The organism is Lentilactobacillus laojiaonis (assembly GCF_020616595.1).
Taxonomy (GTDB): domain Bacteria; phylum Bacillota; class Bacilli; order Lactobacillales; family Lactobacillaceae; genus Lentilactobacillus; species Lentilactobacillus laojiaonis.
This window is the reverse complement of the sequence record NZ_CP085278.1, coordinates 1090379-1103416: the sequence shown is the minus strand read 5'-3', so window position 1 is coordinate 1103416 and position 13038 is coordinate 1090379. Positions and strand designations below refer to the sequence as shown.

Sequence of the window (13038 nt, the reverse complement as noted above, 5' to 3'; positions counted from 1 at the left end):
GATATTAGGCATTTATGGAGGATTGCTCTTGGCTAATAAAGCAGGCCATTCTGGTGAAGCCGTACCTCAGTGGCGCAAAATTTTAGACATTTCCCTACCGGTAGATTTAAGTTATATACCAATTGGTCTAGCTTGTGGGATTTTATTGCATGCATCTGGATTTAACATCTGGATGACTATCTTAGTGTCAATCATGGTATTCTCTGGTGGAGCACAATTTTTAATTGCTTCATTACTTGCTACCAATTCGTCATTGTATACCGTAGTATTAATGATGTTTTTCTTAGAATTACGATATGCTTTACTTGGATCGAGTTTATCTAAGCATCTTCAAGGAAAATCATTAGGATTTACCGCCTTATTTGCGGCATCGATGAATGATGAGAACTATGCCATCAATTATCTTAAATTTTCAACCGATAAAAAATTCACGCCCAAAGATGCTTTGCAGGTAGAACATACCACTTTGCTATTTTGGACAGTAAGTAATATTATCGGTAGTGTAATTGGTAGTTCGATTTCAATCGATTTAACAGTGGTTCATTTCGCTCTTACTGCGCTATTTATCTACATGATAATTATGCAACTAAAAGAAAAATTATTATTTGTAATTTGTCTTTTAGCGGGTGTTTTAGCAGTATTTTTCTTAATGATTACTAAGTCGACTCTAGGATTAGTAATTTCTACCTTAGTTGCTTCATTTATTGGATTTTTAATTGAAAATACCATTCGGAAACATAATCCGAAAAGTTCGTGGATTAAGCAATTAAGAAATCCTGGTGGATCACCAAAAGAAGACGACGATATTTACGAGTAGGAGAAGCACATAATGAAATGGAATACGATGCAACATTTTTGGTTGATTTTAGCTTGTTTTGTAGTTGCTTATCTACCACGAATTTTACCGTTACTATTTTTTAGAACCCGTAAAATTCCCGTATGGTTTAATGAATGGATGAAATACGTTCCCGTATCTTTATTTACTTCCTTAGTAGTTAAGGATATTTTTATTTCATCTGACTATACATTTATGCCACTAACTGCTAGAGTGCCGGAATTAATTGCCGCAGCTTTAGTAATTGGGGTAGCTTATTGGACCCGATCAATGATTATTTCAGTTCTGGTTGGTCTGGGAGCGGTATTTTTACTATCAATTTTAATATAAAAAATAAAGGTATCAGTTCATTTGAACTGATACCTTTTTAAATTATTTATACATATAATCACGAGTCATTGGTAAGTGTTGACCAGCAGCGCCTTTAGTTAATAGGAATTGCATAACGTCAATGTTACCGGATTTAAATGAAGCGGCACAGGCTTGTAAATATAAGTCCCACATACGAACAAATTTTTCATCAAACATGTCAGTGATTTCTTGACGGTGTTCGTTAAAGTTTTGGTCCCAAATTTCGATAGTTTTTTGGTAGTGACGACGAAGTGATTCGAGGTCATAAATTTGTAAACCATTTTCTTCGATGTGAGTGACATTTTCAGCCAATCCAGGAATATAGCCACCTTCAAAGATCCACTTATTGATCCAACCGTTAATGGCACCACCTTGTTGTCTAGTGATTCCGTGAATCAAGGCAACTCCATCACGATTTAAGTAGTTGTTAACACATTTGAAGTATTCACCAAGGTTTTCTTTACCAACGTGTTCGAACATCCCAACGGAAGTGATGTAATCAAATTTGAGGTTACCGAGTTCACGATAATCAACTAATTTAACTTGAGCTTGGTTTTGTAAGCCCATTTTTTCGATTTGTTCACTAACATAGTTGTATTGTTCTTGACTTAAGGTAATTCCCATTACGTTTAAATCATATTCTTTAGCAGCTGTAAGCATTAAAGTACCCCAGCCACAACCGATATCTAAAAGAGTGCGGTGTGGTTTAGGATCTAATTTCTTTAGAATATGGTGAATTTTGTTCTCTTGAGCGGTTTTTAAGTCATCTTCAGGAGTTTCAAAATAAGCACATGAATAAGTTAAAGTATCATCTAACCAAAGTTTGTAGAAATCATTTCCGATATCATAGTGGTTTTGGATGTCTTTTTTACTTTCTTTAGTATCATGTGAAATCTTAGGAAGATAGTGAATGTATTTCTTATTGTGAAAGAAACTTTGGGAACTTTCATAAGCAGCATTAATGACATCTTCGATACTAGCATCAGAAATTTCGATGTCACCGTTCATGTAAGCTTCCCCTAAAGCGATTGATGCATTCTTACTAAGATCGCGAACTGGAATCACTTTATTGAAAGTAATGGTTGCTTGGGGTTCACCATTACCGTATATTTCACTTTTACCATCCCAATAATTAACTTTAATGGGCATATTAAATCCGTTCTTTAAAAGAGTACGGTAGAAACTTTTTTCAAGCATATAGTTTAATTCCTTTCTTCAAATCAAAATAGTGCATAATAACATTATAGAACTAATACTAGTAGAATGTAAGCTAAGTTGTTAAAATGATATCAATCAGCTTAAAGGAATAAAATGGTATAATAATGACAATAAATTTGAGGTGAAATTAGTTGAAAAAAATAATTTGGGGTTTAGTAACAATAATTATAATTAGCATCATCGGATCATTTGCTTATACGGTTCATGCCAATAATAAGCGGGGATATTATGGTGAAATGAATCAGTCTAAAATTTTGATTAATGATAAAAAGTATAGTGCCGCCCAAACTTCTACAATGAACGCACTTGAATATAAGCCACATGATCAACCAGCTAGTAACTTACTTTACCAAATTCAAACCTTTATCGAGGCTAACGATTTAGCTGAAAATAATGAAGTAAGTCATGCGATTGATGAATATTATAAAGTTACTAAGGTAAAAGATGGCAATTCGCAATTAATCAAACGTGCAAAAGTCCAAATCAAAGACCTTACGCTAGTCAAAAATCGATTAGCCGCTTACCAAGATACATATAATGAAGCCTGGGCAGATAATAAAGCCGGGGAATATGCCGATTCAAATGTAACTTTAAATATTATCTTAGATAGTTCGCAAAACAAATTACCATACTATACAGAAATTGTAGATAAAGCGAAAAAATTACAACAGCAAAATAATCAAGCCATTAAGAATAAGAAACACCATCAAACAAGTAAGAGCCAAGTTAATGATTTTGAAACCTCAAGCAAACAAGCTAAAGATAATCCTAATCTTGATTTCAAAAAACCATTAACTAAGAAACAAAAAGTTCAACAAGCTATGCAAGCTGCACAACAAGCTCAAGCCAATTCCCAAAATAAAAATTCGGGGAATGATTTAATTAACCAACATCAATCACTTGATGGAATTTTAAATTCCGTTAAATAATAAGGAGAACAACTAATTGTCAGCATGGGATCGTTTTTTAAGTAATGTACAACTCAGAAGATTTACCGTTCTAGGAATAATTATTTTGGTACTATATCTATTTAGAAGTATGATGAACGTAATGTTATTAACGTTTATCTTTACTTTATTAGTCGTTAAGGCGACTAAATGGATTAAAAAATATGTACCCATTTCTAGTAAAATTATCGTGATTACCATTTACTTGCTCGTAGTTCTCGGGATGTATTATGTAATTACTAAATATGTACCGCAACTAACTGAACAAGCGGTGGAAACCACTAAACAGGTTGTCGATTTTTACTCACAACCGAAGAATTTACCCAATGATGAAATTATGCGCTATGTAGAATCAATCATTGAAAAAAATAACGTCTTAGGCCAAGTTAAGGGTGGCGTTCAGATATTATGGCAATCACTAACTAGTGTAGGTGAGATGGGCGTAACCTTATTTCTTTCCTTAATTTTGAGTTTCTTTTTTACGATTGAAGATAATGCGATGCTTAATTTCTCAAGACTATTCTTAACGAGTCGCTATAGCTGGTTCTTTAAGGATATTCACTTCTTCGGTAAAATTTTTGTTAGTACCTTTGGGGTAGTTATTGAAGCTCAATTCTTTATCGCCATTTGTAATACGATAATTACAACGGTGATTATGGCGTTTATGGGGATGCCACAACTGATTTTATTATCTATCATGATCTTTATTCTAAGTTTAATTCCGGTAGCCGGAGTAATTATTTCAGTAATTCCGCTATCGATTGTGGGTTATTCCATTGGTGGAATTTACGACGTTATTTATATTATTGTGATGATTATTGTCGTGCATACTTTAGAAGCTTACGTTTTAAATCCTAAATTTATGTCTTCTAAAACCCACTTACCAATTTTTTACACCTTCATTATTTTATTAATTGGTGAACATTTCTGGGGTGTCTGGGGATTAATCTGTGGGGTGCCGGTATTTACCTTCTTCCTAGATATTTTAGGTGTAAAAGCTCATCCAAAGAAAGAAACTTCACAATAGGGTGAAAATTCTATTTAAATGGTGTAAAATTTATATAGTAACAATTAAATGAAAGAGGTTATTAATAATGGCTAAATTAGTATTAATCCGTCACGGACAAAGTGAATGGAACTTATCTAACCAATTTACTGGTTGGGTTGACGTTAACTTAAGTGAAGAAGGAACTAACCAAGCAATCAACGCTGGTAAACTTATCAAAACTGCTGGTATTGAATTTGACTTTGCTTACACTTCAGTATTAACTCGTGCAATCAAAACTTTACACTACGCCTTAGAATATTCTGACCAACTATGGATTCCAGAAACTAAGACTTGGCGTTTAAACGAACGTCACTACGGTGCATTACAAGGCCAAAACAAACAAGAAGCTGCTGAAAAATTTGGTGAAGACCAAGTTCACATCTGGCGTCGTTCATACGATGTTTTACCTCCACTTTTGAGTGCAGATGACGAAGGTTCAGCTGCTAACGAACGTCGTTATGCTAACCTTGATCCACACATCGTTCCTGGTGGTGAAAACTTAAAGGTTACCCTAGAACGTGTTATGCCTCTATGGGAAGACGAAATCGCTCCTAAATTATTAGACAACAAGAACGTAATTATTGCTGCCCACGGTAACTCATTACGTGCTTTAAGTAAATACATTGAAGGTATTTCTGATGAAGACATCATTAACCTTGAAATGAAAACTGGTGAACCAGTAGTTTACGACTTTGACGACAAGTTAAACGTTGTTTCAAAAACTAAATTAAACTAATATTAATTAGCTTAAATGAAAAGAGACCATCTCGATATGAGGTGGTCTCTTTTTATTGATTAGTGATATTGTGTAGTGGACTATTCAAGGTTATTATACTAAACATTTACTTCTTAAACTTACAATAGCACATATTAAAAGTGGCTAAGCAAAAATAAATTAAAAATAGTAAAGAGCATTTATAATAATTGCTGTAGTGACCGGTATGATCTTAATTAATATAAATAGCTTTTGAAATAATTATCATTCATATCATTATCATAATAATATTTGAAAAGGAGCGATTACTATGTATCAAGATTTAGAAGGAAAAGTAGCAGTTGTTACAGGAGGATCAAAGGGAATTGGTTCTGCGATTTCAAAACGTTATGGTCAAGAAAAAATGAATGTTGTAATTAATTATAATAGTGATCACGCGGGAGCACAAAAGACTGCCGATTCAGTCATTGCAGCTGGTGGTCATGCGGTGATAGTTCAAGCTGATATTGCTAATGAAGAGGGAGTTAAAACTTTAATGGATACAGCAATAAGAAATTATGGGACACTAGATATCTGGGTTAATAATGCTGGTATGGAAATAAAATCAGCAACACATGAACTATCATTAGAAGACTGGAATAAAGTGATAAATATTAATCAAACCGGTGTTTTTCTTGGGTCACGAATAGCATTGGAATATTTTAAGAGCCATAATAAAAAGGGAAATATTATTAATTTATCATCTGTTCACGAAAAAATTCCATGGCCAACTTTTGCTAGCTATGCTGCTACAAAAGGTAGCGTTAAATTATTTACACAAACAATTGCTATGGAATATGCTAAAGATAATATTCGAGTTAATGCTATTGGACCTGGAGCTATTAATACTCCAATTAATGCTCAAAAATTTTCTGATCAGGAACAGTATGAACAAACGGTAAAGATGGTACCAATGGACCGAATTGGTAAACCAGAAGAAGTTGCAGCTGGAGCTGCTTGGTTAGCCTCTGATGAGTCTAGCTATGTTACTGGAATTACCTTATTTATTGACGGAGGGATGACCCTATATCCAGCATTTAAAGATGGCCAAGGATAAGTTTAGATCCGTGTTTTGTTGAAACAGTTATTAAATTAGGTATTTATCACGTTTTGATTTATAGGAAAAATCTTAGATTATAAATTGATAATGATTTATAAATAAAAAAGCCAACCCCTAATTAAGGTTGGCTTTTTTGTTATTTGTTAGTAGCGTGTTTACCTAATTTGAATGTGTAGTGATATAAGAAGAAATTAATCAAAATTAGGATTGCTGAGAAGATAAAGACGTGTTGAATACCAGACTTCATCACAGTAGCAGCAGTATTACCAGTACCAGAAGCTAAGAAACTTGAAGCAACCGCAGTACCAATTGAACCACCAAATTGTTGTAAGGTGTTAAAGATAGCGTTAGCGTCAGCTTCGGCTTCAGGACCTACTTCAGTTAAGGCATAAGTCATAGTGTTAGCAAATGACATAGTTACCCCAATAGCAAAGATGAAGTAATATACCATAATCATGAATGAAGGTAAGTGGAAACTAAATACGGCAAATAAAATAATTGCTAAGAAGAAGATACTATTACCAATAGTAATTGGACGTTTAGCACCATAGTTATCGTACATTCTTCCCCAAACTGGGTTAAGCAATCCGGAAATTAAACTACCTGGCAGCATAAGTAATCCCGCGATCATTGCAGTAGAATGGTTAGCGATTTGAGCATAGTTTGGTAAAGCAAAGTTTACACCGATATTAGTAAATTGAATAAATACATAAGCTAATAAAGCAGTAGTAAAGATTGGGTTTTTAAAAATGGAAATATTAACTAATACACGTTTAGTACGATTAGAAGCAGCGATAAATGCCCATACAGCAAGTAACATTACTACTAAGTAGATACCAAAGCGCATATTAATCCAACCGTAGTCAGCTACGGTATTAAATCCAAGCGTTAAACTAGTAAAGATAATTGCTAAAAGAATTAAACGTAACCAGTCGAATTTTTCTTGACGAAGTGGAGTAACTTGTTGAATTGAAAAACCAAGTAATAATCCAATAATCATAAGTGGTAAAACAATCCAGAAAATTGCTCGCCAGCTAATTAAGGAAACTACGACCCCACCAAAGGTTGGTCCTAAGGCTGGAGCTAGAGAAATGATTAAACCACCAATTCCCATAAAAGCACCACGTTTAGCAATCGGAGTTCTTTCCATAATAATGTTGAATAACAATGGAATAGCAATCCCGGTACCGATAGCTTGAATTAAACGACCAATTAATAAAATTGGGAAATTAACCGCTAGGGCACAGAAGAGATCCCCAATAATGGCAAAAATGGCTCCTGAAATAAAGATACTACGTTCTTTAAAACGGCCTTTAATATATGAAGAACAAATAATTACTAATGAAACCATTAATAAGTAACCGGTAGTAACCCATTGAATAGTATTTAAACTAACTCCGAATTGGGTAGTTAGGGTTGGAAAGGTAACGTTCATAGAAGTTTCAATTAATACTCCAATGAACGCCATGATAGCAGCGGCTATGATTGACAACATGTCGCGTTTTGAAACTTTATCACTGTTTTGCATTTTTTTTCTCCTTTTCATGTGCTTTGGCAGAAGTTATTAGCAATGATTGGATAATATCACGTTGTTCGTGACTTAAATTACCTAAAGCAACTTCTTCGGCATGTTCCGTTAGCTTAGATAAAATTGGAATTAATTTTTTACCAGCATCTGTCACGTAAAGTCGACTAGCTCGTTTATCATCAGGATCATCTTGTCGATAAATATAACCTAATTTAATTAGTTTAGCGACCGATCGAGTAATCGTACTATGATCTAGAAACATAATTCTAGTTAAGTCATCTTGGGAAGATCCAGGATGATCTAATAGAAATAAAATGTAAAAATAATTGTTCGCTTTTAGATCATAGGGTTTTAGTGAACGATTCAAATCATTTTGAATGATTCTAGCAATAATATTAATCCCTTGAACACGGTCTTGATCAAATCCAAATGCCATAATAATAACCTCCATTTATGTGCAGTTGCACATAAATGCAACGTTTCTATTCTACTTTTATTTTTAAACTATGTCAAATTTAAATTAAAAAAGCCCGCTACGTTAATGGTAGTGGGCTTTTATTTGTTATTTATTGTTACCATTCATATTATCGTCTTCGGCGCTGTCTTCGAAGTATTCTTCTGGATTAAGCGAATTAGTTAATTCTTGATATTTATCTAAGACATCCTTTAATTGTTGGGCATCTTTAATACCATATTGTTTTAAAACTTTTTCCATATCTGACATGCTAATTTCCCCCTTATATGAATTAAATTTATTTTAGTACATTTTTTTAATAAACTATACTAATTAGTTTCAAAGTCTTCGGATTATAAAATATCTTTATGGTAAATAGAGCAATAAAATTTCAATAAAAAGAATAACTTTATTCAAAAAAGTGTATAATACTAAGTAGGGGAATCGAGGGGGAATCATACCTGGCAGCATTAGTTTATCGGGGGATAACTGATGCTTTTTTTATACATAAAATTAGACCGGCTAATAAAATAGTCGGTCTAATTTAAGTTATTTTGTGGATGATAATTTAATATGGTAAATTGATTAATTAAATTCGATTCCGTATTAGTAATATTAACATTACTTAAACAAGTAATTAACCGCTGTAAATCGCCTAAGGTAATGTCACTAGAGGCATGAGGCTGATTTAATAATGCAATATTATAACCTTGCTGGAATAAATTATTCACTGAAATAATTTTTTTAGGAGTGAATATCAATTGATTTTGATGTTCATCGGGAACGGACATATTAGCATGGTTAGGATCAGCAATTTGGTAGTTAAGTAAATTAATAAAATTATCCAATGAATCGCTAGGAATGGTATAACTGGAATTTTTCTTAGTATCCAAGTTAGGAATTGTCACTTGTATAGATGAATTAGGAACTATTTTAAGCTGATCATCATTCCGACTTTTAAGAAAGTCCGGTTCGATTTTAAAGTCAATTTTGATATTTCCAATTTCTATGATTTGCAATAATAATGAATTTAAATCATTCATATAAGTGCACCACCTTTTTAGTATTCTTAGGTAAAATATCTATAGATCATCTTCTGATTCAGGAGTTTCTGTTGATTCAGAATCTTGATCATTGGGTAGAGAGTTAGATGTTATGGGACGCCTGTCGGCTCTTAGAACTTTTTTGTCTTCCATTTCATTTTTATATTGTTGTTTCAGGAAATTAATATAATCAATCACGGCTTGACGCTGAGAAGTAGACATACCATCTAGAGGGATATCAACATGTAAATCAAATACAGAATCGTGGTGTGGATGACTGTCACGGCCGAGTAAATAATCTGCGCTAATGTCAAAAATATCAGCTAGTGCCGATATTTCATCACTATAGACCTTACGATCACCACTTTCGATTTTACTCATGGTTGACTTATCAATATGTAATTTTCTAGCTAGTTCGGTTTGCTTTATGTCACGCGCCTCGCGTAGATCAACTATGCGTTTTCCAAGGTAATTGGTTAACATAAAAGGTCTCCGTTTCTATTAATACAACCAATGATAGCAAAGTTTCTAAAATAGATACGTTTTGTTGTTGAAATGGCTACTAAATCAACGTTTGTTTATCTTTTAGCAACTTTTTTCACTAATATATAAAATGCAAAAACACACTATCGATTGGTAGTGTGTTTTTAGTTATTTACGGCTAAATTGAAGAAATTTTTTTAATCGTTGCTATAAGTTGATCTTTGGCAGCTTGGTATTGCTCTATTTTATCGCCAAATTGTTGGTTAAAACCAGCTAGGCCCCCGATGGCATAAGCTACTTCATAATTATAAACAGCGTGATAGTCCGAAGTAAATTGGACTAGTAGGGCATGATGATTATCGCCGGCCATTTGTAGGGCCATTTGAATTACACGAAAATCAGTATAAGCAAGCTCAAACTGGACCGCCCAGATTCGTTCAAAGGGTTGTTGACTCTTGATAGATTGGAAATGTTTTTCAACTGTGTCAGTTAAATTATTAATTGAACCTTTAACATCTAACATACAAATCCCTCCGTATTATTTGAATACTTCCAGTGTATAACAATTAGTTATGAAAGCTAGTTATGTGACTTATAGATTAAATTTTAAATTCCAAATAAAACACTTATTGGCGTTTTTTGAACGCTTAAATAAAAAATAACCACTTATTATAAATTAGTGTAATATTAGCTATGTTGGTTATACAAAATAATTAGTACATAAATTTTATAGTTTAAAATGTATTGGGTTAAAGTACTTCTAAAATTAAATATCGATTAATGAAGAATATGAATTATGTAAATAATAAATTATTGGGGATTGAACAAAACAATATTATGCTTAATTGGGGAATTAAGGATTAATCAAGATATTTAATTTATCAAATTTAAATTGGGGAATTTAGGTTTGATCAATAATGAATTTTAAATTATATTATTTTTTCGATAATACGTTAAAAATTACTACTTTATGTATGATAATTTTTAGCGTATTCTTTATATAAGAAAAATATTATCTTTATAGATAAATATTTATTTAATTATAATCAGAAAGGAATGATAAATATGTTTTCGACTTTTTCTTTTGGAACTTCAAAGAAGTCAGGCTGGAACATCTGGGATTGGTTGTTTTAATTGGGGAGAATTAATAAATGATTTATGTAGCTAATAGCTGGATGTTTGCGATTGATGTTTTTACCTTATTAATGGTAAAAATGTTGGTCCACAATTTTGAAAAGAAGGTTACTTCATTCGGATTTATTTTAAATCTCTTTGGAGTGCTTTTTTTTGCATTTATCGATTTAATGGTCGATGATTTAGTTTTTTTACTATTAGTTTTATTTGATTGGTTTTTTATGTATATTGCCGTTAAATTAAAAAAACGGACTACGATTGATTATGAACACTTGTCGTTTCTAACAATCGTAATTATATTGTTATTTGTCATTTTTTCACTGACAAATTATTTAGTGAATGTTTTATTTCTAAGAACTAAATTAATCGCAAGTTTTGATCCAAATTTATTAGAGATAGAACTAAGCAATAAAGAGTCTTGTCTATTTTTTGTGGCCTTTAGCTTAATTGCTTTAACAATAATAGGTCTTATGCATCTGGTGGTTCGCCACTTGAAAATTAGGAAGCGATTGAAACAGTTTTATTTAAGAATCTCTGAATTAAAACTTGAAAATCGGGGCTTTAAAATGGTCTTTATTTTTTTAGTTTATATTGAAGTAATTGTTTCAATTACCAATGCTCAGCATATTACCTCTAAAATTCAATTAATGTTAATTATTGTCTTTGTTGCTTCGATCGTATTTATGGTTTGGCAGGTTATTACATTTGCGCAAAGTTTTTCGATTAAGAAAATTGCTCAACAAGAATTACATTATGCCAAAGAGACTAATGCATATTTAAAGGGTATTGAAAAACAAAATAATGAGATCAGAGAATTTAAACATGACTTTAAAAACATAATTTTATCCATGCAAGAGTCTTTAGACAATAATAGTTCCTTAGTACTTAAAAATTACTTAGAAGAATTATCGCAACAAGATAAATTTATGAATAAGATTAAAGAAGTTAGTTTTGTGAAAATCAATCATCTTAAAAATGAGGCCATTAGAAGCTTAGTAGTGCAAAAATTTTTCCAAGCTAAAAGCAAAAAGATTAACTTAATTATTGAAACAGGAGATAATGATATTGAACTCAATCACTCAATAATTACAATAGTAAGAATTTTAGGAATATTATTGGATAACGCAATTGAATATGCCGAAGAACAGCACCTAACTGAAATTCGTTGTGCTTTTATTACTTTTGATAATATTATTGAGATCTCAATTGAGAATCAATTAGTCGATAAAGTTGAAATTAGAAAAATATATGAAATGGGATATTCCACTAAAGAAAATCATGATGGCCTGGGACTATATAATGTCAAAAGATTAACTAATCAAACGGATGGTCTTTATTTTAATGTCGAGGCTAAGAAAGGACGTTTTCAGACAACATTGGTTATTGAACGTTAGGGAGATTGCTTATGAAATATGTTGTTTTTTTACTTGAAGATAATCCTATTCAACTTCAAGAATTTTCAAAAATTATTAATTATTGTTTAATGGGAAATGATTATGATTTTGAATTTATTAAAACTAGTGAGATTGATGAACAACTGCTAGAACCATTTTCAAAATCAGATTATGGGATTTTTTTCTTGGACATCGATATTAATGGAAAAGAAGAAGCGGGGATTGATTTTGCTGAAAAAGTCCGTCAAAAAATGCCCTTTGCAAACATTGTGTTTGTTACTAGTCATGTTGAACTATCATTATTAACGATTGAAAGAAAAATTGAACCGTATGATTTTATAGTCAAAGATGACGATATTGATCAAATTAGAGATAACATAAATACCGATATTAAACATACTTTTGAAAAAAATATGGAACAAATTAATCAAACTAAGAGTATGTTTAATTATTCAATTGGTAAACATTTTTATTACTTACCAATGAATGAGGTAATTTCTTTAGAGACACAACCCGATGTACCAAATATAGTAACATTGAATGGTGAGGATAGTCAGTCTTCATTTCCAGGTAGTTTAAAAGAAATTGAGACGGAGTTTTCGAATTTATTTAGATGTAATCGAAATTGTTTGATCAATTTGGACAAAGTGGTGGACTATGATGGTCATAAACGTATAGTTAATATGGAAAATGATCTTTCTTATCGAGTGTCGGTTAGAAAATCCAAACCATTAATTATGGCCTTAAATGATATTAATAAGTAGTAATTTTAAAATGGGATGTCTAGGG

At 32.0% G+C, this 13038-nt stretch carries 15 protein-coding genes; 8 read left to right on the top strand and 7 right to left on the bottom strand.

The genetic code is table 11. The annotated features are described in order from the left end of the window. The first annotated feature begins 28 nt into the window (after positions 1 to 28). Together LHL71_RS05730 and LHL71_RS05725 are read left to right on the top strand one after the other, a co-directional pair. Positions 29 to 817, top strand: a complete 789-nt coding sequence (locus LHL71_RS05730) for an AzlC family ABC transporter permease (protein ID WP_227360844.1) — start codon at positions 29 to 31, stop codon at positions 815 to 817. A 12-nt stretch (positions 818 to 829) separates the two neighbouring features. Further along, positions 830 to 1165 carry an AzlD domain-containing protein gene (locus LHL71_RS05725; RefSeq protein ID WP_227360843.1) on the top strand — a complete coding sequence of 112 codons (336 nt, stop codon included), beginning with the start codon at positions 830 to 832 and terminating at the stop codon, positions 1163 to 1165. Between the two features lie 42 nt (positions 1166 to 1207). On the opposite strand, the gene LHL71_RS05720 is transcribed toward LHL71_RS05725, so the two are convergent. Beyond that, the gene (locus tag LHL71_RS05720; protein WP_227360842.1) at positions 1208 to 2383 is read right to left on the bottom strand and encodes an SAM-dependent methyltransferase; all 1176 of its coding nucleotides are present in this window, start codon (positions 2381 to 2383) and stop codon (positions 1208 to 1210) included. A gap of 152 nt (positions 2384 to 2535) precedes the next feature. On the opposite strand from LHL71_RS05720, the gene LHL71_RS05715 reads away from it, so the two are divergent. The 4 genes from LHL71_RS05715 (at position 2536) to LHL71_RS05700 (ending at position 6210) form a co-directional block, all read left to right on the top strand. Continuing rightward, positions 2536 to 3333, top strand: a complete 798-nt coding sequence (locus tag LHL71_RS05715; protein ID WP_227360841.1) for a hypothetical protein — start codon at positions 2536 to 2538, stop codon at positions 3331 to 3333. Between the two features lie 16 nt (positions 3334 to 3349). Further along, positions 3350 to 4378 carry an AI-2E family transporter gene (locus LHL71_RS05710; RefSeq protein ID WP_227360840.1) on the top strand — a complete coding sequence of 343 codons (1029 nt, stop codon included), beginning with the start codon at positions 3350 to 3352 and terminating at the stop codon, positions 4376 to 4378. Between the two features lie 67 nt (positions 4379 to 4445). Then, the gene (locus tag LHL71_RS05705; RefSeq protein WP_227360839.1) at positions 4446 to 5135 is read left to right on the top strand and encodes a 2,3-diphosphoglycerate-dependent phosphoglycerate mutase; all 690 of its coding nucleotides are present in this window, start codon (positions 4446 to 4448) and stop codon (positions 5133 to 5135) included. A gap of 289 nt (positions 5136 to 5424) precedes the next feature. Further along, positions 5425 to 6210, top strand: a complete 786-nt coding sequence (locus tag LHL71_RS05700; protein ID WP_227360838.1) for a glucose-1-dehydrogenase — start codon at positions 5425 to 5427, stop codon at positions 6208 to 6210. Positions 6211 to 6349: 139 nt separating this feature from the next. Here LHL71_RS05700 and LHL71_RS05695 read toward each other — a convergent pair whose 3' ends face one another. The 6 genes from LHL71_RS05695 to LHL71_RS05670 all read right to left on the bottom strand — a co-directional run bounded on the left by LHL71_RS05695 (position 6350) and on the right by LHL71_RS05670 (position 10244). Next, a complete protein-coding gene (locus LHL71_RS05695) occupies positions 6350 to 7741 on the bottom strand; it encodes a DHA2 family efflux MFS transporter permease subunit (protein WP_227360837.1) in 1392 nt (463 codons plus the stop codon). Then, the gene (locus LHL71_RS05690; RefSeq protein ID WP_227360836.1) at positions 7728 to 8177 is read right to left on the bottom strand and encodes a MarR family winged helix-turn-helix transcriptional regulator; all 450 of its coding nucleotides are present in this window, start codon (positions 8175 to 8177) and stop codon (positions 7728 to 7730) included. The genes LHL71_RS05695 and LHL71_RS05690 overlap by 14 nt, the downstream gene beginning before the upstream one ends. 126 nt (positions 8178 to 8303) lie before the next feature. Next, entirely contained in the window at positions 8304 to 8465 is a 162-nt protein-coding gene (locus LHL71_RS05685; RefSeq protein ID WP_227360835.1) for a hypothetical protein, read from the bottom strand. A 269-nt stretch (positions 8466 to 8734) separates the two neighbouring features. Continuing rightward, a complete protein-coding gene (locus LHL71_RS05680; protein WP_227360834.1) occupies positions 8735 to 9238 on the bottom strand; it encodes a hypothetical protein in 504 nt (167 codons plus the stop codon). A 39-nt stretch (positions 9239 to 9277) separates the two neighbouring features. Then, the gene (locus tag LHL71_RS05675; RefSeq protein WP_227360833.1) at positions 9278 to 9721 is read right to left on the bottom strand and encodes a helix-turn-helix domain-containing protein; all 444 of its coding nucleotides are present in this window, start codon (positions 9719 to 9721) and stop codon (positions 9278 to 9280) included. A 178-nt stretch (positions 9722 to 9899) separates the two neighbouring features. Next, positions 9900 to 10244 (bottom strand): hypothetical protein, encoded by a 345-nt coding sequence (locus tag LHL71_RS05670; protein WP_227360832.1) that lies wholly within the window; start codon positions 10242 to 10244, stop codon positions 9900 to 9902. Between the two features lie 628 nt (positions 10245 to 10872). Here LHL71_RS05670 and LHL71_RS05665 point away from each other — a divergent pair. Together LHL71_RS05665 and LHL71_RS05660 are read left to right on the top strand one after the other, a co-directional pair. Further along, positions 10873 to 12249, top strand: a complete 1377-nt coding sequence (locus LHL71_RS05665; protein WP_227360831.1) for a sensor histidine kinase — start codon at positions 10873 to 10875, stop codon at positions 12247 to 12249. Between the two features lie 11 nt (positions 12250 to 12260). Next, positions 12261 to 13013 (top strand): response regulator transcription factor, encoded by a 753-nt coding sequence (locus LHL71_RS05660; RefSeq protein WP_227360830.1) that lies wholly within the window; start codon positions 12261 to 12263, stop codon positions 13011 to 13013. Positions 13014 to 13038 lie beyond the last annotated feature (25 nt).